Source organism: Candidatus Methanoperedens nitratireducens (assembly GCF_900196725.1).
Taxonomy (GTDB): Archaea; Halobacteriota; Methanosarcinia; order Methanosarcinales; family Methanoperedenaceae; genus Methanoperedens; species Methanoperedens nitroreducens_A.
The window spans coordinates 1-20,496 of record NZ_FZMP01000183.1; the positions used below are offsets into that span (position 1 = coordinate 1).

Sequence of the window (20,496 nt, forward strand, 5' to 3'; positions counted from 1 at the left end):
AAAGGGCTGGATTCCTGGAAAGGTCGATGTCCTGACAAAATGCCCAGGAGAAAAAATGGATAAGAGTGAGCGCCAGGCAAAGGATTGTGCAGAGCACAGAATTTCTAATCAACGGGCCGCCCGTCCTGGCGCTCTGGCCCTTAGAAATTATGGGAATAGGTGGTAGGCTGCCCCAGGGAACGGGGTGGGTTAAGCAAGCGGGGCAGCCTATCAAGGCTAGTACACTCTTGTGACCCATAAGCGAATGAGTCGCTCGCAAGCATATTGATTTGCAGGGCTATATATATTTATTGCTCTTGAAAAAATATTGGGATAAGTTCCCATCCCTAGCATGATGCTCCGACTGGGATTTGAACCCAGGTCGTCAGAGTGAGAGTCTGACATGATTGGCCGTGCTACACTATCGGAGCGCGGATATCTGAAAGTCTTTATGTGGTTATTAAAGTTTCGTTTATTTCTTATCCTGACAAATTTTATCATGTTTAATCGTGATAATCTTTAAGTACTATAACGTTTATGTAGATGTAGGAGGAGCTTTATGAGCGAAATCGTAAACGTGGTTTCTCGCGAAAGCGGGAAAATAGACAGGAAAAAAGTGAAAGCATCGCCATATGAATTCACAATAGCCACGCGGGCTAAATGGGAGATGGTAATCGCGGATGAGGACGTTACTATCGGGGCGGGCAAACTTGAGCGCGTAAAGGTAAAAGAGATCAAAGTACAGAGAGACATGCTTGCAATGCCCTGCGCTTTCAGCCACCATCCACTGGTATCGGTCATAAAGGTGGGGGCTAAATACGGTCCGGCGCCTGTGGAGACGGACAGGATCATCAACAGCGCTTACGTACTCGGACAGGAAGCAGGAGAGATCAAAAAGGGAGACCTGCTTTCCGTGCTTAACCTGTATCCGATAATGTTCACGCGCGAGGCTACAAAACCAGTGCAAATCAGGTGATGGGGATGGAAACCTGCAAGATATGCAATGGTGACCAGGACTCAAAACACTACGAAGGGTACAATATATGCACCGAATGCGCCGACCTCATGGAAGACCTGATGAGCGAATACTTCCTGAGAACGCTGAAGTACGAAGGCTCGGACACAAAAACAGGGTATATGAAATACCTTGAGAGCGGAAGGCAGTTCATCAGTGACTACCAGAGGATAAGGAAGCACAGCAAAAACCACATAAAGCACATGGAAGAGCACGTGCGCGAGGAGATGCAAAAAAATCCTGAAGGCGGGAAGCAGAGGTATCTGGAAAGACTCTTGCAGACAATCAACTGGCTTGAGCGCTGCCCTGAGTTCTACAACTACTATTTCAAGAAATATTATGTCTGTCCTGGCTGCGGTGCGTCCATATTCGACCACTATAACAAACAGGACGTAGGCGACTGGCTCATGATAACGTGCAGTAAATGCGATACTGTCATCAAGAAGTATTTTTCACCTAAATTCGTGAACTAGCCGTTTTATTTTTTTTACTTTCTTCGAAATCTTTATCAAATGGAACAATGTAGTATTTTCCCATGCCAGAGATACTGATAGTCTATTACTCGCGGGCTGGAAATACCGAAAAACTCGCAAAAGCGATCGCCCAGGGCGTACGCGATGGCGGCGGGAACCCGACGCTTAAAACAGTGGATGAAGTCGATATCAATGAACTTCCTGAGTTCGACGGCATCATAGCAGGCTCTCCCGTATACTTCGGAATTATGGCCGCCGAATTGAAAAAGTTCTTTGAGAACACTGTCACGGTCAGGAGAAAGCTTTTTAATAAAGTAGGCGCCGCCTTTGCCACATCTGCGCACAGGACGGGCGGAAAGGAGACCACGATCATGTCCATTCTCCAGGCAATGCTCATATGCGGCATGACAGTTGTGGGCGACCCGTTCGAAACAGGCGGTCACTACGGCGCCGCAGGCTCTGATGAGACCGGACTGAATGAAGGAAGAGCGCTTGGGAAAAGAGTAGCTGAACTCGCCGGGCTGATATATGGGAAAAAATGAGCAAAAAAAAGGACAAGCGTAAAGTAGAATCAGAAATACCTGTAAAAAAAATACCTGGGAAACGGTCGTATTTTGATCCAAAGACCATTGCTGCCGTGCTCGGTGTTTTTATCCTCCTGTTTCTTATTTACTCTATTATGCCGCAGGGGAGCGACCAGTGGAATGTAAGGAAAGACGGAGTTCTCTCCTATACTGAGAACAGAGGCAGGGTTGATGTCAATGTTCTCAAAACAGAATCCAGCGGTAATTACACGCTTGAGACCATCTCTTTTGCGAGCAAGGACTACACGGTAGAAGGGCTTCTGCGCATCCCGTCTTCTGATAAAAAAGTACCTGCCATCGTGATCCTGCCGGGAGCCACAGTCCCGAAAGAAGGCACGCAGGGGCTGGCTGAGATATTCTCCAGCCTGGGATATGCAAGCCTGGGTATCGAGCAGCGCAACCGCGGAAGTGTTAATCCCGATTACGATTATAATTTGTTCAAAGAAGGCAAAGAGCCTGTAGAGCACAAGATGGTGTTCGATGCCCTCCGCACAGTTGATGTCCTGAAGCAGGATTCAAGGATCGACCCAAAAAAGATAGCAATAGTCGGGGAAAGCAACGGCGGGCGTTTTGCCATAATCGCGACAGCGATTGACCCGGATATCAAAGGGGTTATCGGAATCAGCACAAGCGGTTATGATATGGAATCCGAGACAGCCGGTATCCGGGATGAGACTTTTATCAGGTTCTATCGTTCCATAGACCCGGACACGTATCTCGGGCTGATCTCTCCTCGCAAGCTTGTGATGATGCATTCTGTCAACGACAGCATTATTCCAATCGACCTTGCCGGGAGAACCTTTAAACAGGCGAAAGAGCCAAAACAGTTTTATAGCGTAACGACCGGAAGCCACGGGTTCAGCAATGGCATGAGGGTGCCTCTTGAGGATGAATTGAGGCTAATGTTTCAATGAATTTCCAATGAATCTTCAAATCCTTTTTCAGTAAGGTGTGAACTCTTTTCCGAGAAGTTCCCTGCCAATTATCAGTCTCATGATATTCTGCGCCCCTTCAGCCCCGATTATATAGGATGCTACGCCCCTTAAACCCCGCTCAAGCCCGGCTTCCTTTGTGTAGCCGTATGCCCCGTACCACGTTAATACATCCTTGATTATATCGAAAGCTGCTGTGGGCGCATTAAGCTTAGCCATCGCCACCGCCCTGTTTATTTCAGTATGGCTGAACCTGCCCTCGGCATACATCCGGTCAAGCATCCAGGCAGCCTTATAGACAAGCATTTTTGCAGACTCAAGCTTTATATAATCCTCTGCCAGCTGGAACTGGACTCCTTCAAATTTAGCAAGCTGGGTGTTGAAGACTTTTCTTTTCTTCATGTGCTCGATCCCTGACTCCAGGGCTTTCCCGGCAGCGCCGATGCAGGCAGCAGCGACCAGCGTCCTTGCACAGTTAAAGCCCTCCAGCGCATAATAAAATCCGTTATTCCATTCCCCTATAAGGTAGTGCTCAGGTACCTCTACATTGTCCATGATTATTACCCCCGTGGATATGCCTTCCCTGCCCATCTGCTTAAAAATACTGGTAGTTATCCCTGATGTATCTTTTATGGGGATATAACAAAGCGAGAGACCTTTATGCTTAAGCTCAGGGTTTGTCTTAACTATGGTCACATACCCTCCCCCAAGCCTGGCAGCTTCCCTGACACCGCTTATGAAGGTCTTCGCACCCTTCACTATGAGTTTGCCGCCTCTTTTTTCCATCCTTGTTGAAATAGATGCAACATCAGAACCCCCTGAAGCCTCAGTCGATGCTATCCCCAGGAATTTTTTACCTGCGGTAATACCTGGCAGGATTTCATCCCTGGCTTTTCCGGTCGCATATCTCTCCATCAGGAAACCCCAACCGGCCTCCACCAGATAATAAACAGCAGCAGCCATGCTTATGTCTGCTCTTGCTATTTCTTCTGCGGCTATCGCAGCCGTGGTAAAATCCGCCCTTCTCCCTCCGTACTTTTCTGAAATCGTTATGCCAAGAAGACCGAACGCCGCCATGTCTTCAAGAACATCGTAAGGTATCTCTCCTTTCTCATCTATCTCACGTGCGCGGGGCGCAAGCTTTCTGTCGCAGAACTCTCTGACTGACTTCCTGAAAAGTTCCTGTTCTTCGGTAAACGAAAAATCCATGGTTCCCCGTATATAATCTTGGTTTCAGGTTATAAAAACCTTTTCAACGATAAACAGGCGTTCTTTAACTGGCAAAATAAGCTGCGTAATATTTCCTGCGGAAAGATTATCGTGTGTGGAATACAATGAATCTAAGTGATGGCACTCATACTGAGGACGGTGGAGGTATGTTTGAGTATTTCCCCAAGGATATCTGGTCAAATTATAAAGTCGATGGCAGGAACCCGTACAGGACTGATGAACATAATAATGTTTTACAGGTAGCCAACTGCCTTTTAATAAAGCATCCTGATGGCAATATACTGGTGGAAACGGGTATGCATGACAAGACACGCAGTTATGTAAAGCACCATAACATAATTAAAAAACCCTCGTTGATAGAAAGCATGCATGCGGTTGGAATTAAGCCCTTGGACATAGGCATAGTCAACGTGATACAGAAGAAAGAATTCCAGACCGCAATGAATCCAGGATTTGAACTGGAGAATGACTATTTCAGCGCGGAAAAAGATGTCCTGCCGCTTGAGGCATTTCTATCATGAGATCTCATTTTCCACCGGGGTCATTACTAAGAGCATCAATGCAAAAGGTGAGATAGAATATAATGTACTGCAATTTCCCATCCAAAAATTGATATGTAATCAATAACTATGTTCCTCTGACAGGAAAAATAGATTTGAGTGGACACTGCCCTCTCAGGGAATGCAGTAATAATTATAGTTGGGGAATTATGAATATAAAGAAAATCGCAGTAATCGGCGCCGGAACAATGGGGAGCGGCATAGCCCAGGTGGCAGCCCAGAGCGGATATGAAGTAATTCTGGCAGCTACGAAAGAGGAACATGCGAGAGCCGCATTTGAGAAAATAAAGGAAAGACTTAAAAAAAGGGTTGGCGAAGGGAAGCTTGAGAGCAAAGAGAAGGATAGAATCCTCTCCAGTATAAAAACAACCGCAAGCCTGGAAGATTGCAGAGAGGCGGGCCTGGCAATCGAAGCAGTGGTGGAAAAAGAGGATGTGAAAAAACATGTTTTTAAAGAGCTGGATAATATATGCCCGGAAGAAACAGTCTTTGCATCAAATACCTCTTCTATCTCCATAACACGACTTGCTCAGGTCACAGGAAGACCGGAGAAGTTCACGGGGATGCATTTCATGAACCCTGCCTATATAATGAAACTTTTGGTAATTGTTCAGGGCATGCGCACATCGCAAGAGACAGTAAATACAGTAGCTGATGTTGCTGAAAAAATGGGAAAGACCCCGGTCGCCATAAACGATTATCCCGGCTTTATCATAAACCGTTTACTTATACCCATGATAAATGATGCTATTTACTGTCTGGAGGAAGGGATTACATCCAAAGAGAGTATCGATAAAATTATGAAGCTTGGTGCAAACCATCCTATGGGTCCGCTGGAGCTTGCAGATTTTATAGGTCTGGATATATGCCTTGATATACTCGAGGTTCTTCATTCTGAGCTGGGTGAGAAATACAGACCCTGCCCACTGCTGCGGAAAATGGTAGCAGGAGGAAAGCTGGGGAGAAAAAGCGGGGAAGGATTCTATGACTACAGGTGAACGTATAAAGGTAGAGAGGAACGAAGAGATTAGCATAATCATTTTGAACAGACCGCATATCATGAACGCCCTGGATGCAAAGATGTTCCAGGAACTGAGAGATGCGCTTACCGGCCTTGGGAAGGATAACAGGACAAAGGTTATAATCATAACCGGGGGTATAAATTTCTGCGCAGGGGCTGATATTAATGAGCTGAAAGAAATGTCTCCCGTAGAGGCGGAAGTATTCTCAAGGCTCGGTCATGATGTCTTTGATCTTTTAGAGAACACAGGGAAGCCTGTGATAGCAGCAATCAACGGATACGCCCTGGGCGGCGGATGTGAATTAGCCCTTGCCTGTGATATAAGAATAGCTGGAGATGGTGCAAAATTCGGCCAGCCAGAAGTGAACCTCGGTCTTATTCCGGGTTTCGGAGCCACGCAGAGGCTTACAAGGCTGGTGGGCATAGGGTGGGCAAAAGAGCTTATCCTGTCAGGCAGGACTATAGATGTAATAGAGGCTGAATCCATCGGGCTTGTCAACAGTGTGGTGGACGATGATAAAGTGATGGACAAAGCAGCGGTAACAGCGAAGGTTCTGGCGCAAAAGAGTCCTTTATCTATAAAAATGGCTAAGACTTTGATTAACAAAAATCCGGACATAAAAAAGGGGCTTGAGGTGGAGACCATTTCTTTTTCCGAGTGCTTTGCCTCTGATGACCATGTAGAGGGTATAAACGCATTTCTGGAAAAAAGGAGACCGAAATTCAAGGGTATATAGAACCGACCGGACATCGTGACTTTGATTAGATAGCTTTAATAGTAATAGAATCGAGTATAGCGGTACCTTTTGCTAACCCTGGTAAAGAATATATCCGGGTTATCAAAACCAGGGGCTGTGGCCTAGTCCGGCATGGCGACGGGCTCCAGCGGAAACCGGAGAAATCCGGGTGTTATGATGAGCAACGGGTCTGCCGAGCGAACCGGACGCGGTAAGCGATGAGGAGCCGTTGGAGCACTGAACGTGCTGCTCAAAGATTAAATCGCCTAAAACCTGGCGTTTTCGGAGAGACCCGTCGATCGTGAGTTCAAATCTCACCAGCCCCATATCAGTACTTGGAACGGATTCGTATGTCTTTTTGATTATTTATGGTGCCCTCAAGTCCGTCGATCTGGTTTAATTTAACTTTTTTACAGGAGTAACGATTATAAATTAAGAGGGATATACTATAACTACTTGGGCGTTGGTGAAATGAAACTAGAATTAATTATAAATAGAATGTCTCACTAATCGAGAGAATGCATTTATTACTGGTTGTATATAAAAAAGAGGGAGTTACAAAATGGGATCGAATATTGAGCATATCTTTGTGTACTTATACGGAGAGGCATGAACATAGCGTTCCTTGCACCTGAATTTTTGCCGAACTGGGGAGGGGCGGGAACTTATGCAATTGAGCTTGTGAAATATCTTTCAAAAAAACATAATGTACATGTTATTACTCTGCGGAGGAAAATCGATAACGGATTTGCGTATAGTGATGAAAAAATCAAGGATTTTTTCAACAATAAAATCCATCTGCACACTGTTTCTGATGCCAATGATACCTTTCTTTATAATGCGACCTTCCAGTATTCATGTTTTAAGTGCCTCCCGAAAATCTGCAAGGATAATAAAATAGATATAGTTCATGCCGATGTTCCACACATGTCTGATGTGATGCTGAGATTAGTAAAATCAAATAAGAACATGGTAACTACAGTGCATACCACTATCGAAGGGCATAAACAGGGGATTCTGGCATCAGGTCTTGATTTCTGGAATATGGATGCTTCTGAAAAGTACACTCTTGCCCTTTTCCCGATGCTCAAGCTTATCCAGAGATTGTATTTGAAAAGATCTCCGACAATAATAACGGTTTCGAACTGGATGAAAAAGCTGCTTGAGCAGAACTATGGAATTAATAGTATAAATGTAATATATAATGGGGTAGATACTCAACTGTTCTCACCGAAGATAAAAAGAAATTCGGTTAAAGGCCTTGATACAAATAAGCCGATTGTACTTTTCTCATCAAGGTTGACGGTTGCAAAAGGAGCGCATTACCTGATTAAAGCGATTCCGGAGATCATCAAAGAGAACAGGGATGTGCATTTTGTATTCTCCGGTGCCGGGGCCAGGGAACCGTGGATAAATATCCTTGAAAAAGAGGGTGTGAACCGGGAATATTATAGCTTTTTAGGTTATCTGGATTATTCCGAACTGGCGGGATTATACGCACAAGCAAGCGTGTTTGTTGTCCCGAGCCTTTATGAAAACCTTCCTATACGGATACTCGAAGCAATGAGCAGCCAGAAAGCTGTTGTAGCTACTAATATATGTGCCATCCCGGAAGCTATAACTCATGAAAAAAACGGCGTTCTTATACCACCCGGGGATTCAGGGGCAATAGTAGAAAGTATAACTGACCTGCTTCTGGACAAAGCCTATTCGGAGAAACTGGCAGTGAATGCAAGAAAAACCGTGCTTGAGAAATTTAGCTGGGAGAAGATAGGTAAGGAGACGGAGAGAGTATATGAAGATGTTATGCAGCTTTCTTAGCAACCGGGGGTTTTATGAGATTACCCACTGATGCCATTATTGCGGTCACTTATAAATGTAATAGTAAATGTGTGATGTGCGACATCTGGAAGAAGCCTGCCTGTGAGGAAATAGAGCCCCGGTTATATGCAAAATTGCCAGGTTCACTTAAGTATATCAATATATCCGGAGGCGAACCTTTCCTGAGAAAAAATCTTCCGGAGGTAATTGCCGTCTTAAGTAAAACCTGTAATGAACCGAGAATAGGGATTTCTACAAATGGCCTGTTCACTGATAGAATAAAAGAACATATGGAAACAATACTCTCAAATAGTATAAGAAATGTGAGCGTAAATGTTTCCATCCACGGGATAGGGAAGTTCCATGACGCTGTAGAATGTATAAAAAACGCATTTGATAGAGCGATCGATACGGTACATGTCTTAAAAGAAATAGGCGTCAAGGATATAGGGATTGCTTACACTGCTACCAATCATAATATCAGCCAGCTCTCTAATGTCATAGAGCTGGCAAAGGAATTAGATGTCCAGTATACTTTTTGCGGGATAGCGCACAGTTCCGAATTAATGTTTAAGTCGACTAATGAACCTATAGCAGACCTGGAAGAGCTGCATACTCAGCTTGAGAAGCTGACAAAAAACCATTTAAAATCATTTTATCCAAGGGACTGGTTCAGGGCTTATATAGACAGCGGCAATTATTATTATGCTAAAACAGGAAAACGAAAAATCCAATGTGGCGCCGGAACTGATTTTTTCTTTATGACCCCTGATGGAGATGTTCACCCGGATAACGTATTAAACTGGAATTTCGGAAATATAACGAACCGGGCATTCGATGAAATATGGAATTCCAGGGAAGCCAATGAATTCAGGGATAAAGTAAATATCAATAACTGTCCACATCCGTGCTGGATGCTTTGTACGGTATTTCCGCATATGAGGCACAACGCGTTAAACTGTATAAAGTGGGTCCTGATAAATAAGTTTAAAGTTAATTCAGGTATGAACTTCAGTCCTGTTCAATAAAAAGACAGGTGAGCGATAAGTAAGAAAGGCTTAAATAACCAGACTTAGATATATTAGATACAGATATCACTTATAAGGGAGGAAAAATAACACCGAGTGGCTCAGGTTTAATTCCTTGAGTGTGACAGCTCATTGAATATTGAGTCTTATGGACAGGAAAGGATAGTGAAAAAAATCAGCGCAGTAAGACCTGCGCTTATTAAAAAAACGGGGCTGAAAATCAAAGAAGGCACTTCTTTGAAGGGGAAGGAAGAATGGGAATTCCAATCTTAGCTAATTCAGTGACGGTTATAGAAACCTGAATGTAATAATTAAAAATATATAAATAATTATATAATTAAAAAAACGAAAAGAAAAAAACTGATATTTGCACAAGGGATGGTATTCATGAAGAATGAAATAAGAACAATATTAGTATCCCCGCATTCGGACGACATCGCATTTTCCTTAGGGGGCACTTTATTACAGGATTTTTTCCGTGGGCCGTCTTTGATGGTGACTATATTTACAAAATCTAATTTCTCGCCATGTATTAAAATACCTGGCTCTGAAAAAATATCAAAAATAAGGCATTTAGAGGATGTTGAATTCGCTGATAGGCTGGAGATTAAATTCCAGAGTTTCGGTTTCTCGGAACCGCCACTCAGAGGGTATTCACGCCGGGATATATTTGCAAACAATGATCCTGCTTCAGACCCCATATATACAAAAGTATATCATGCTTTATCAAAACTAATAAAATCATCTGAATGCGAATTGATAGTATCGCCTATGGGTCTTGGGAACCATATCGACCATATTATTACATGTAATGTTTGCTGCAGGATTGCCAGGGAAAATAATATAAGAATTGTTTTTTATGAAGATCTTCACTACGCATCACAGTTAACTTTTAAGCAAATAAAAGTAAGAGCGAACTCTATCAGTCCGGATCTCCAGCCATGGAGAATTAATATTACACCTGAATTTAATCATAAAATTGAGAATATAAAATTATATAAGACACAGGCAAGAAGGATTTTCCAGACCATGATCAAGTCGCATGCTTTGCGTCTTGGCATAGAGAATAAAAGTTTGAGAGAACTGGTAGTGCCAGACAACTTATTCAAGTACTTATTATTTTTGTTTACCAACAAATGCGTACAAATCCCATTATATGAGCGTATATGGCATACGGGTATGGAGGGGCAGGATGAACATAGCGCTAATAGCACCTGAATTCCTGCCGAACTGGGGAGGAGCGGGAACATACACAATTGAGCTTGCGAAATATCTTTCAAAAAAACATAATGTGCATGTTATAAGTTTGAGGAGAAAAATAGATAACGGGTCTGTGTATAGTGATGAAAAGATCCTTGATTTTTTTGACAATAAGATCCATCTGCATATCATTTCCGATGCCAATGATACTTTTCTTTATAATGCGGCCTTCCAGTATTCATGTTTTAAGCGCCTTCCGAAGATTTGCAGGGATAATAAAATAGATATTATCCATGCCGATGTTCCACACATGTCTGATGTGATATTGAGATTGATAAAATCAAATAAGAACATGGTGACCACAGTACACACCGTAATTGAAGGACATAAACAGGGGATTCTGGCGTCAGGTCTTGATTTCCAGAATATGGACGCTTCCGAGAGATACACACTTGGACTTTTTCCTATATTGAAGCTTATTCAGACACTCTATTTGAAAAGGTCCCCGACAATAATAACGGTCTCGAACTGGATGAAGAGGTTACTGGAGCAGAACTACGGGATAAAGGGAATAAATATGATCCATAACGGAATAGATCATGAGCTATTTTCACCGGAGAAAAAAAACCATGCGGTAGAAGGGCTTGATACAAATAAACCTGTTGTGCTCTTTTCAGGAAGGTTCATTGCATTAAAGGGAATCAATATTTTGATAAAAGCTATGCGGCAGGTTATCAGTGAAACAAAAGATGTTCATTTCGCTTTTGCCGGGCCGGAAGCAAATATGAAGTGGGTAAGAATGTTCGAGCATGAAGGCATCCCGTCGCATCGTTATTCTTTCTTAGGATATATTCCGCATGCTGAAATGCCAGAAATATATTCAAACTCATCGATTTTTGTTCTTCCGAGTTTAATAGAAAGTTTTCCTTTTAGTATCCTTGAAGCAATGAGTTCCGGATCTGCCGTTATAGCATCCAACGTCGGAGGAGTTCCTGAGATCATAGATGATGAAGTTGACGGGCTGCTGGTACAACCCGGTAACCCGGAAATATTAGCAAAAAAAATATTATATTTATTGGACAATGAGTCCGAAACAAAAAAGCTGTCAAAAAACGCCCGTGAAAAAATATTGAGGGAATTTACATCTGAAATTATGTCTAACAGGACAGAGAAAATTTACGAACAAATATTAAAAGAGGAGATAATATGAAAGTGCTATTGGTGAACCCACCCAGGTTTAATAAGTTATCTGTTATCAGGGAAGAGAGGTGTGAGATTCTAGAGAAGAACTCTGTTCTTCCTCCGTACAGTCTGCTCCAGGTAGCATCTCTTTTGCGAAAAAGAGGACATGAAGTCAGCCTTATCGATGCTAATGGGGAGAATATCAATTACCCGGCTCTTGAAAAGATGGTTTCAGGGATGAGCTACGGGGCGGTTATTTTCAGATTTATTTCTGCAACATTTGACTGGGATATGCAGACCGCAACAATCTCAAAGAAGTACTCCGATGCCCCGACGATTGGCATCTGCTGGACTCTTGGCAGTTCTGCGAAGACCGTCCTGAACGAGGCGAAAAATCTTGATATTTACTTAAGGAATGAATACGAGGTAGTAGCGCCGGAACTTATTGACAGGCTCTCTGCCGGGGATAAGCTTTCAGACGTGGCTGGTATTGCATACCGCCATGAAGGGGAAATAAAAGTGAACAGGGATGCATCTCCTATACAAAATTATGACGACATACCTCTACCTGCGTATGATTTACTGAAATCCTTTAATCCTTATTATGCAGACACTAAACACGGCCAGCCTTTCACGATAATGTATACGAGCAAGGGCTGTCCCAACTCCTGCATATACTGTACGATGGCTAATACGAAATGGAAAGCAAGGTCTGCTGAGAGCGTGATTGAGGAGCTGCGGCACCTTAAGCAGAATTACAACATTAAAACCATAATGTTTTTTGATGAGGCTTTCACTATAAACAGAAAACGGGTTGAGAAGATTACCCAGGCAATTATAGACGAAAGGCTGGACATCAAATGGTATTGTAATTCCAGGGTTGATCGTATAGACAGGGATCTTCTTAAAAAAATGAAGCAGGCAGGATGTAAAGCGGTTTGCATGGGAATAGAATCCGGGAGCCAGAAAGTTATAGCCGGGGCTGATAAAAGAATATCTGTTGAAAAATCGGCTGAAGCAATAAAAATGGTCAAGGATGCGGGAATTAAAGTCTACTGCAGTTTTATTTTCGGATTACCGGGTGAAAACCGGGATACTATTAATGAAACGATCGAGTTTATCAAGAGAACTCTTCCCACAGGCGGTGAATTCAACATTGCGACGCCCTATCCTGGAACAAAGCTGTATGAGATTGCCATGGAAAAAGGATGGATAACAGGACAGTACGATTTCAGAAGAATGAACCAGAATAAATCAATAATGAGAACAGAGGAATTAACCACTGAAGAGATCGATAGGGCAAGAAAACAGGCACATTATGCGCTGTTTCTGAATCCCAGGTGGTGGGCTCAGAACATTGGATACGTTATCAAGAATCCGGAAGATTTTAATCTTGCCAGTAAATACGCTATCGGCGCATTAAAAATAGCCTTAGCACATTAAAGGATGGAAACAGATGGAGACAAAAACCTTTTTAATGACATCTTCTTACTACCCCCCTCACCACATAGGAGGAGACGCTACCCACGTTAAATATCTCTCAGAAGAACTGGTGAAGCTCGGGCACGAAGTGCATGTGATGTTCAGCCTTGATGCCTACAGGTATAAAAAACCGGATTTCAAAGGATCTTTAAAAGAAACAGAAGAAGTAAATGGTGTTTTTCTTCATCCGCTGCAATCGCCTTTAGGAAAAACCGACCTTTATATTACGTATCTCCTGGGAAGATCGGCTTATGTTAAAAAGAATTTTGAGCGGCTTTTAGGCGAATTCAAACCCGATGTTGTCCACCACCACAACATCTTCTTTCTCGGGTACGATCTCCTGAAAAAGCAGGGAAGCTATACCAATCTTTACACCGCCCATGATTACTGGTTGATCTGCCAGAGGTTCGATTTGATGAGGTACGGCAAGAACGAGTGTACTCATAAAGACTGTCTTACGTGTACCTTCATGTCAAAAAGGTTACCTCAGACATGGCGGAGAAGCAAAGGATTCAGGGAAGCAGTAAAAGATATTGATACTATTATTGCTCCAAGTAACTTTATGGAAAAAAAGCTCTCAGAAGGACTTCCTGTAAAGGCAAATATCGTACATATCCCCAACTTCGTCCCTTCTTTACCCGGTGACATAAAAAGCTCCGGCTATTCAAACTATTTTTTATACGTCGGGGTTCTTAATAAGCATAAGGGGATCTGCAACCTGTTAAAAATATTCAAAGAACACGGCAGGGAGATAGATGCAAAGCTTATAATCGCCGGAAAAGGCAGCCTCAAGGAGAAAATCGTAGATTATATAGCCAGAAACAAATTGGGAGATAAAGTTATAGTTCTGGGCTGGGTGAGTGATGAGATGCTCTGGTCGCTTTATAATGATGCTCTGGCGCTTGTGGTTCCCTCAATATGGCCTGAGAACAATCCCATTGTTGCTCTTGAGGCGATGTCGGTAGGCACTCCCGTGACAGGGACGGATGCAGGTGGGATCAGGGAAATCATTGAGAAGATCGATAAAAATCTCATTTTTAAGGAAAACGGATTGGAGAAGATTGAGACGCTTTTGCATAATAAGAATTTTTATTCTAAGGAGAAAATCAAGCAGGTCTATACCAGGTGGTATTCTTTGGAAGGGTATCTGAGAGAATATGAAAAAGCATTCTGATACTGTTCATAAATTTTATTTTTAGGTCGTGATTTATGCCAGAAAAAATAATAACTGAAAATAGTCACAAAACGCATGAGGAACTTAAAAATTTGCAGCCGGAAGATAAGTTTAATCATATAGAGTCCCTGTTCTCTTCTCCTCTGGATTCAAAAATCTATATATTTTTTGCCGTAACAGGTGTAATATTTTTGTTTTATAGTATCTGGCAAATAAAACCTGTCGTAGTGGATATAAACGATTTTCTTGGATTGTTATCTCACCTGACCTTAGCATACTGGATCGGATACGCACTGGTGGTATTGTTCTCTATCAGGCTATATTTAGACAAAAAAATAAAACATGATATCATATATTTAATGTACCTGGTTATTATCGGACTATTCCTTTTTAGTGTGCCGATATTTGCAGAAGATAATGCACGATTTGCCTGGTCCTATTACCCTGCAGGAGAAGTTAAGACGGTTCTGGAAACAAAGTACATAGATTCTGGATCAGATTATCCTCTAATGACTTATCGTTCCTGGCCGGCCATGCATCTTATTTCCGCATTTATTTTGTATCTTACAGACATTAAAATAGAAAATTTACTAAAATATATGCCGTTATTCTGGGTAATCTCAGTTGTCTTAATTACCTTCAGTATCGGAAAACGCCTCAGATTGTTATCGAGCCAATCTTTTATGGCGTCTTTTCTTATTCTTGCATCGCTCTGGACAGGTCTTTACTATTACGGGCCCCCGTCCCTTGCATACCTATTATATATGTTATTATTTATGTTTATAGTTATATTCAATAAATTTAGCCTTAATGTGCCCCCGGCAGAAGCTCTTAAGCATGAATATATTGATTTCATAAAAGATAAAATCATAAACATAATGCTGATATCCATGGCCTTCATTGCCCTGGTAATAACACATGTATTAACTCCTATTGCGGTGATTTCTTCGTTTATATTCTCATCACCGTTTATTCAAACGTTCCGTAAAAAACGTATTAGATTTATAATAGTTTTCTTAATTTTATTTATTGCCTGGTACGTCTATCTTGCACCGGTTATGTTTGAAACCGGTATAAAAGAGTTCGTAACACAAGCTATGCAACTTGATTTTTTGAGTTTTTTTAAAACCGAAAAGTATAGTCCGGGTGAGTTTTTAACACGATGGATAGTACATTACAGCCGTCTTTTCTTCCTGGGAATATACGCTATTGCCATGATTGTTGCGTATGCTTTTTATATGACCGGCAGAACTAAAAGGGAAAATATAGAACTGACTAAAATTTGTTTTTTCTGGCTCGCTGGCGTTTTAGCACTTTTTGCACTTAAGTACGGCCGGAATGAAATAGATGACAGGATTTTTCTATTTTCATTATTGCCAATGGTGTATATCATAACTTTCACATTTGATAGGAGAATCCTTGCCATCCTGGCAATTTTGCTTATACTTTTTCACATGCCGGCACATTACGGGACTGAAAGTTTTGATTCGGTACGCACGACAGAACTCAGCGGTGCGAAGTTTTTTACAACAAACGCAGTATTTGATAACAGGGAAACGTATTTTTCTATGTGGGATACGTTCATAGATTACTATAATCCTGAGATGATTAAAGTACTCTACTGGACAATGCCAGTCGCGGATAAACCAGATCCCTCAAGAATCGGTAATGCAACTTATATAATAAATAGTGATGGAAGCCATAATTTTATATCGTATTCTTTTGGTTCTGACCCACTCAAAGAATGGATACAGTTGAATCAGGGAAAATTAAGTTTGTTTTATAATAATGGGTTCTACCAAATATATAAAAATAAACAATAATGCACTCTTTTATGTAAGTTTGTAAAGAATGTTGCTCTTAGAGCCTATCCGAAAAGTTAAAACTACAGAGAAGCACAGATATTTTTAAACACATCTCTGTGTTCTCTGTGCCTCAGTGGCAAATATCATCAAAGCCACAGAGACGCAGAGACACAGAGAGCTTTTTTCAATATACTTATCTGAGTCTCTGTAGTTCATTTGGAAATATACTATTGATTTTTCGGGCTCTTAATTAGATTTAACAACTAACTCGTACGAACTCACAACGAACTCATTGTTGAATCTTGTAACAAGTTTAAACGAACTCAGCCCGGCTAATCATCGAGTTCGTAGGGTTCTATAAGTTCGTTGTTTGTAACTAAAGAGATTGATCCCCAAAACTGATAACATATATTTATATCTCTTTCTTAAGTTAACAGCATCCAATTCACACACAACCGTTTTAACCATATACCGCATCATTGGGCTCAATGATATTTGAAAAAATCCCGACAGTTCCCACATCAGAAGAACTTCTTGATAAATCCTTCCGCCGCGCCGCGCGCGCAAAGCACGGAAAACGAATATTAGACCGCGCATCAAAACTCAAAGCCGAGGAATCCATGCTGCTCACGGCAGCCAATATACTCAGTGATAACCTCATAAACGCAGTCAAGAAATTTCCGAGCTTTGACCAGATGCCGCCATTTTACACGGAGCTTGCAGATATTCTTGTGGGTATAGAAGAAATGAAGATGAACCTTGCATCTGTGCAGTGGGCAGGCAATAAAATAAACGAAATGGCAAGAAGATATGTGGGAATGATGCGCGATGCCGAAGACGCTAAAGTTGTACGCAAGCAGGCGTTCGGCAGGATCTCTTCCATTGTGGACAGCATAGACGGGAACCTGCGCTTCCTTAATGATGCGCGGAACAAGCTTCGGAAGCTTCCGGATATCAGCGAAGCTCCGACAATAGTGGTCGCAGGTTATCCTAATGTCGGGAAATCCAGCTTCGTAGCGTTTGTCAGCAGCGCAAGACCTGAGATAGCATCGTATCCCTTTACCACAAAAGGGCTGGCAGTCGGGCATTTTACAAGGAACAAGATAAGATACCAGGTCATAGACACGCCTGGGCTGCTTGACCGCCCTCTTGAGGAGAGAAATGAAATAGAGCTTCAGGCGATATCTGCCCTGAAACATGTAGGAAAAGCGATTTTATATATGGTCGATCCTTCTGAAACATGCGGTTACACTCTTGAGAAACAGATGCATCTCCTGGAAGAGATAAAAAAAGAATTCGGGGTGCCGATACTGGTCGTGGCGAACAAGACCGATATTTCTGCGCCAGTCGAAGGCGCGGATATGAGTATGTCAACGCTTACCGGGGAGGGTGTGGATACCGTTCTGGATAGGCTTGTGGAGATGCTCAAAGTAAACCCCTGATTGCGGAAAATTATAACTTAGAACTATTACTTTCACCCCGCTCTCAGAAGCTTTATATTCTCACAGGTGAAAGTATAGTTTGCCTCTCAACTATAATAAAATCAAACAAGAGGCTTGAGGAAAGATATGAACGAAATAGCAACAAAGATAGAAGCCCGATTTTCAGAACTGGGCGTTAAAGTACAGCCAAGCGAGATCGAAACACGGTTGGACCAGTTGATAAATAAATACAAGGTCCCGCCCGAAGAAGCGCGCCGGAACGTCATCAACTATTTTCTAAAACAGCATAACATCCCAAAAACGGAATTTTTTGCACCAAAGGAAACAACCACCGTGAAAGTTTCGGAAATTAAAGAAGATGGGAAATGGGTAACACTGCGGGTGAAGGTTGTACAGCTATGGGATAGCAATCAAGAGGCAATCTCGCAAGCTGGGCTAATAGGAGATGAGTCAGGTACAATAAAATTCACAAAATGGAAAAAAGCGGCACTTCCTTCGATTGAAGAAGGTAAAAATTACCTATTCAAGAATGTCACCACCTCAGAGTGGCAAGGTCAGTTTAGCATCAAACTCAATCGGACTAGCGAGATTATTCCAATAAAAGAGGAGATAAACATTGAGATGCCGCAGGTTAAGGCATCCGATATTAAGGAAGATGGGAAATGGGTAACGCTACGAGCGAAGGTTGTACAGTTATGGGAGACGAACCATGAATCTGTTTCGCAGGTGGGATTGTTGGGAGACGAGTCAGGTACAATAAAATTTACAAAATGGAAAAAAGCGAACCTGCCGCAGGTTGAAGAAGGTAAAAGTTACCTGTTCAAGAATGTCACCACCTCAGAGTGGCAGGGTCAGTTCAGTATTAAGCTCAATAAGACAAGCGCTATAGAACCTATAAAAGAGGATATTGAGGTAGGCTCAACGCTGACTGAGTATAGAGGTGCCATCGTGGATATCCAGAGCGGCTCAGGCTTGATAAAAAGGTGCCCGGAGTGCAATAGGGCGCTGGTAAAAGGCGCATGTGGCGAGCACGGAAAGGTAGAAGGTATCTACGACCTGCGAGTAAAAGCTGTAATGGACGATGGAGAGAAGGTGCAGGACATCCTGCTGAACAGGGAAGTCACTGAAGCTCTTATCGGCATCACGATTCAAAAAGCCAAGGAGATGGCAACAGAGGCGCTTGACCAGTCTGTAGTGCTTGACCTGATAAAAAGCAAGCTTATCGGCAGGTATTTTATCGTCTCGGGAAAAAGGCTTGACAGGTTCATCCTGGTGGATACGATAAGCCAGGACGTCAATCCGATGGACGAGGATATCAAGAAGCTGCTGGCAACTGCTGCCCAGCAGGTCGCACAGGAGGCGTAATCATGGCAGAAGGCGGATTTATCAGGGAAGTAGCGCACCGCATATTCGCAGCAGAGTTCAAGGATGCAAACCTCCAGGCAAGAGAGGGAAGCGACCAGTATTCGCCCCAGTACCTCCTTACCCCAACGGGCGCCAAGTGCAACCGCGTCTTCATCGTCGGCACGCTGACAGAGAAGGAAGATATGGGAACAGAATCCGAGTTCTGGCGCGGGCGCATCGTCGATCCCACAGGCGCGTTCTTCGTGACTGCGGGACAGTACCAGCCCGAGGCTGCGCAGGTGCTTGCAAGAACAACGCCGCCTGAGTTCATAGCGGTAATAGGGAAGCCCAACACCTACACGACCAAGGAAGGGAACGTGATAACATCCATCAGGGCAGAGTCTTTACAGATAGTGGATGCAGCCACGCGGGACAGGTGGGTTGTGGATACTGCAAAGCACACCATGGCGCGCCTTGAGAAGCTGAAGGGCAATGAGCCTGATGCTGTTAAGGCGAAGGAGCATTACTCTACGAATGTGGAGAATTATAAGGCGATGGTGGCGACGGCGCTGGAGACGGTGAGGGCACGATAGTGCCCATCTTTTTACCCGGCTATTTTTGTGAATAGAGATGATAACGATGTCAGGTGCATTGAAATGCGAATCCTGCGGAAACAGCCCAGCATGCAGATTGAAAGATGATGGCTTTACCGATCTATGTCCAGTAAATAAACCAAAAAGAGTAATTGAAAACAAACAAAAATCCAAACAACAAATTGACTTGAATAAATCACATCCTGCCAAAAAAATACGAAAAGGTAAAAAAGAAAAAGAGAGCAAATTAGAAAAACAACGGATTTTAGAAGGTATGGAATGTTATAAAAATTAATAGAAGTATTAATATATTGGGGTGTTCTAGATTATATTATGGATTATGATAAAATTAAATTCGTCTTAAATACTTCACCATCATTTAAATTATTGACAAGTCCTCATGCAGCATTTATTTTGAGTTTTTTATATATTCGATTCAAAAAAGCCGAAAAAATCAGTATTCCCAACGCAGAATTAGTAGAAGTCCTAAGCGATTACTTGGAAGATTTAAGGAAAAACAATCTGGAAACATATCCTAAAACCGCCCAATGTTATATAGATGATTGGTGCGATGACGAACATGGCTTTTTGAGAAGATATCATGATACAAACAGTGATGATCCTGTTCTTGAATTGACTCCAGAGACTGAAAAAGTGTTCCAATGGCTTGAAGATATTGATAAAAAAGAATTTGTTGGTACTGAATCAAGATTCCTTAGAATTTTCCAAGAACTTCAAGATATTATTAATAAAAGTACAGAGGATCCAAAAGAAAGGCTAAGGATTGATGATTAAATAACATTCTCATTTCTGCATGGTGAACTTTAACAAAAGTGATATTAGTCTGTTCGTCCGAAATATCAGGCATGATACCCTATGACGTATCTGTAGAAC

21 protein-coding genes and 2 tRNA genes are annotated in these 20,496 nt (G+C 42.4%); 21 read left to right on the forward strand and 2 right to left on the reverse strand.

Going from position 1 to position 20,496, the window contains the following annotated elements:
• Positions 1-335 precede the first annotated feature (335 nt).
• Positions 336-410: transfer RNA gene (locus MNV_RS11885), tRNA-Glu, on the reverse strand.
• A 128-nt stretch (positions 411-538) separates the two neighbouring features.
• Here MNV_RS11885 and MNV_RS11890 point away from each other — a divergent pair.
• The 4 genes from MNV_RS11890 (at position 539) to MNV_RS11905 (ending at position 2,965) form a co-directional block, all read left to right on the forward strand.
• Positions 539-955, forward strand: coding sequence for a DUF22 domain-containing protein (locus MNV_RS11890; RefSeq protein WP_096206179.1), 417 nt, complete (start codon positions 539-541; stop codon positions 953-955).
• A 5-nt stretch (positions 956-960) separates the two neighbouring features.
• Positions 961-1,467: a hypothetical protein gene (locus MNV_RS11895; RefSeq protein WP_096206198.1), complete on the forward strand. Its 507-nt coding sequence runs from the start codon at positions 961-963 to the stop codon at positions 1,465-1,467.
• A 62-nt stretch (positions 1,468-1,529) separates the two neighbouring features.
• Positions 1,530-2,009: a flavodoxin family protein gene (locus MNV_RS11900; protein ID WP_096206180.1), complete on the forward strand. Its 480-nt coding sequence runs from the start codon at positions 1,530-1,532 to the stop codon at positions 2,007-2,009.
• Positions 2,006-2,965: an alpha/beta hydrolase gene (locus tag MNV_RS11905; RefSeq protein ID WP_096206181.1), complete on the forward strand. Its 960-nt coding sequence runs from the start codon at positions 2,006-2,008 to the stop codon at positions 2,963-2,965. The genes MNV_RS11900 and MNV_RS11905 overlap by 4 nt, the downstream gene beginning before the upstream one ends.
• Before the next feature lie 27 nt (positions 2,966-2,992).
• On the opposite strand, the gene MNV_RS11910 is transcribed toward MNV_RS11905, so the two are convergent.
• Complete coding sequence (locus tag MNV_RS11910) at positions 2,993-4,192, reverse strand: acyl-CoA dehydrogenase family protein (RefSeq protein ID WP_096206182.1); 1,200 nt, start codon at positions 4,190-4,192, stop codon at positions 2,993-2,995.
• A gap of 125 nt (positions 4,193-4,317) precedes the next feature.
• Between MNV_RS11910 and MNV_RS11915 the strand changes: the two genes are divergently transcribed.
• The 17 genes from MNV_RS11915 to MNV_RS11985 all read left to right on the forward strand — a co-directional run bounded on the left by MNV_RS11915 (position 4,318) and on the right by MNV_RS11985 (position 20,397).
• Positions 4,318-4,734 carry an MBL fold metallo-hydrolase gene (locus MNV_RS11915; protein WP_143311758.1) on the forward strand — a complete coding sequence of 139 codons (417 nt, stop codon included), beginning with the start codon at positions 4,318-4,320 and terminating at the stop codon, positions 4,732-4,734.
• Positions 4,735-4,922: 188 nt separating this feature from the next.
• Positions 4,923-5,771 carry a 3-hydroxyacyl-CoA dehydrogenase family protein gene (locus tag MNV_RS11920; RefSeq protein ID WP_096206184.1) on the forward strand — a complete coding sequence of 283 codons (849 nt, stop codon included), beginning with the start codon at positions 4,923-4,925 and terminating at the stop codon, positions 5,769-5,771.
• Entirely contained in the window at positions 5,758-6,531 is a 774-nt protein-coding gene (locus tag MNV_RS11925; RefSeq protein ID WP_096206185.1) for an enoyl-CoA hydratase/isomerase family protein, read from the forward strand. Before MNV_RS11920 ends, MNV_RS11925 begins: the two co-directional genes overlap by 14 nt.
• Positions 6,532-6,642: 111 nt before the next feature.
• Positions 6,643-6,857, forward strand: a tRNA-Trp gene (locus MNV_RS19725).
• Positions 6,858-7,140: 283 nt separating this feature from the next.
• Complete coding sequence (locus tag MNV_RS11930) at positions 7,141-8,352, forward strand: glycosyltransferase family 4 protein (RefSeq protein WP_096206186.1); 1,212 nt, start codon at positions 7,141-7,143, stop codon at positions 8,350-8,352.
• Between the two features lie 14 nt (positions 8,353-8,366).
• Positions 8,367-9,380 (forward strand): radical SAM protein, encoded by a 1,014-nt coding sequence (locus tag MNV_RS11935; RefSeq protein ID WP_096206187.1) that lies wholly within the window; start codon positions 8,367-8,369, stop codon positions 9,378-9,380.
• Between the two features lie 132 nt (positions 9,381-9,512).
• The gene (locus MNV_RS19730; RefSeq protein ID WP_179293966.1) at positions 9,513-9,653 is read left to right on the forward strand and encodes a hypothetical protein; all 141 of its coding nucleotides are present in this window, start codon (positions 9,513-9,515) and stop codon (positions 9,651-9,653) included.
• Positions 9,654-9,767: 114 nt separating this feature from the next.
• Positions 9,768-10,598, forward strand: a complete 831-nt coding sequence (locus MNV_RS11940; protein ID WP_179293967.1) for a PIG-L deacetylase family protein — start codon at positions 9,768-9,770, stop codon at positions 10,596-10,598.
• Positions 10,573-11,790, forward strand: a complete 1,218-nt coding sequence (locus MNV_RS11945) for a glycosyltransferase family 4 protein (protein WP_179293968.1) — start codon at positions 10,573-10,575, stop codon at positions 11,788-11,790. Before MNV_RS11940 ends, MNV_RS11945 begins: the two co-directional genes overlap by 26 nt.
• Positions 11,787-13,205, forward strand: a complete 1,419-nt coding sequence (locus tag MNV_RS11950) for a B12-binding domain-containing radical SAM protein (RefSeq protein WP_096206190.1) — start codon at positions 11,787-11,789, stop codon at positions 13,203-13,205. Before MNV_RS11945 ends, MNV_RS11950 begins: the two co-directional genes overlap by 4 nt.
• 13 nt (positions 13,206-13,218) lie before the next feature.
• A complete protein-coding gene (locus tag MNV_RS11955) occupies positions 13,219-14,418 on the forward strand; it encodes a glycosyltransferase (RefSeq protein WP_096206191.1) in 1,200 nt (399 codons plus the stop codon).
• A 35-nt stretch (positions 14,419-14,453) separates the two neighbouring features.
• A complete protein-coding gene (locus MNV_RS11960; RefSeq protein ID WP_096206192.1) occupies positions 14,454-16,241 on the forward strand; it encodes a hypothetical protein in 1,788 nt (595 codons plus the stop codon).
• 470 nt (positions 16,242-16,711) lie between these two features.
• Positions 16,712-17,665: an NOG1 family protein gene (locus tag MNV_RS11965; RefSeq protein WP_096206193.1), complete on the forward strand. Its 954-nt coding sequence runs from the start codon at positions 16,712-16,714 to the stop codon at positions 17,663-17,665.
• Positions 17,666-17,791: 126 nt separating this feature from the next.
• The gene (locus MNV_RS11970; protein WP_096206194.1) at positions 17,792-19,030 is read left to right on the forward strand and encodes a replication protein A; all 1,239 of its coding nucleotides are present in this window, start codon (positions 17,792-17,794) and stop codon (positions 19,028-19,030) included.
• Positions 19,031-19,032: 2 nt separating this feature from the next.
• The gene (locus tag MNV_RS11975) at positions 19,033-19,602 is read left to right on the forward strand and encodes an RPA family protein (RefSeq protein ID WP_096206195.1); all 570 of its coding nucleotides are present in this window, start codon (positions 19,033-19,035) and stop codon (positions 19,600-19,602) included.
• Positions 19,603-19,648: 46 nt separating this feature from the next.
• The gene (locus MNV_RS11980) at positions 19,649-19,897 is read left to right on the forward strand and encodes a hypothetical protein (protein WP_096206196.1); all 249 of its coding nucleotides are present in this window, start codon (positions 19,649-19,651) and stop codon (positions 19,895-19,897) included.
• Positions 19,898-19,935: 38 nt separating this feature from the next.
• Positions 19,936-20,397 (forward strand): DUF3375 family protein, encoded by a 462-nt coding sequence (locus tag MNV_RS11985; protein WP_096206197.1) that lies wholly within the window; start codon positions 19,936-19,938, stop codon positions 20,395-20,397.
• Positions 20,398-20,496 lie beyond the last annotated feature (99 nt).

Coding starts and splice junctions, on each gene's coding strand:
- MNV_RS11960 (WP_096206192.1), top strand. CDS start 14,454: ATGCCAGAAAAAATAATAACTGAAAATAGTCACAAAACGCATGAGGAA.
- MNV_RS11965 (WP_096206193.1), top strand. CDS start 16,712: ATGATATTTGAAAAAATCCCGACAGTTCCCACATCAGAAGAACTTCTT.
- MNV_RS11975 (WP_096206195.1), top strand. CDS start 19,033: ATGGCAGAAGGCGGATTTATCAGGGAAGTAGCGCACCGCATATTCGCA.
- MNV_RS11955 (WP_096206191.1), top strand. CDS start 13,219: ATGGAGACAAAAACCTTTTTAATGACATCTTCTTACTACCCCCCTCAC.
- MNV_RS11945 (WP_179293968.1), top strand. CDS start 10,573: ATGAACATAGCGCTAATAGCACCTGAATTCCTGCCGAACTGGGGAGGA.
- MNV_RS11970 (WP_096206194.1), top strand. CDS start 17,792: ATGAACGAAATAGCAACAAAGATAGAAGCCCGATTTTCAGAACTGGGC.
- MNV_RS11915 (WP_143311758.1), top strand. CDS start 4,318: ATGAATCTAAGTGATGGCACTCATACTGAGGACGGTGGAGGTATGTTT.
- MNV_RS11930 (WP_096206186.1), top strand. CDS start 7,141: ATGAACATAGCGTTCCTTGCACCTGAATTTTTGCCGAACTGGGGAGGG.
- MNV_RS11940 (WP_179293967.1), top strand. CDS start 9,768: ATGAAGAATGAAATAAGAACAATATTAGTATCCCCGCATTCGGACGAC.
- MNV_RS11985 (WP_096206197.1), top strand. CDS start 19,936: ATGGATTATGATAAAATTAAATTCGTCTTAAATACTTCACCATCATTT.
- MNV_RS11935 (WP_096206187.1), top strand. CDS start 8,367: ATGAGATTACCCACTGATGCCATTATTGCGGTCACTTATAAATGTAAT.
- MNV_RS11920 (WP_096206184.1), top strand. CDS start 4,923: ATGAATATAAAGAAAATCGCAGTAATCGGCGCCGGAACAATGGGGAGC.
- MNV_RS11905 (WP_096206181.1), top strand. CDS start 2,006: ATGAGCAAAAAAAAGGACAAGCGTAAAGTAGAATCAGAAATACCTGTA.
- MNV_RS11910 (WP_096206182.1), bottom strand. CDS start 4,192: ATGGATTTTTCGTTTACCGAAGAACAGGAACTTTTCAGGAAGTCAGTC.
- MNV_RS11890 (WP_096206179.1), top strand. CDS start 539: ATGAGCGAAATCGTAAACGTGGTTTCTCGCGAAAGCGGGAAAATAGAC.
- MNV_RS11950 (WP_096206190.1), top strand. CDS start 11,787: ATGAAAGTGCTATTGGTGAACCCACCCAGGTTTAATAAGTTATCTGTT.
- MNV_RS11980 (WP_096206196.1), top strand. CDS start 19,649: ATGTCAGGTGCATTGAAATGCGAATCCTGCGGAAACAGCCCAGCATGC.
- MNV_RS11900 (WP_096206180.1), top strand. CDS start 1,530: ATGCCAGAGATACTGATAGTCTATTACTCGCGGGCTGGAAATACCGAA.
- MNV_RS11895 (WP_096206198.1), top strand. CDS start 961: ATGGAAACCTGCAAGATATGCAATGGTGACCAGGACTCAAAACACTAC.
- MNV_RS11925 (WP_096206185.1), top strand. CDS start 5,758: ATGACTACAGGTGAACGTATAAAGGTAGAGAGGAACGAAGAGATTAGC.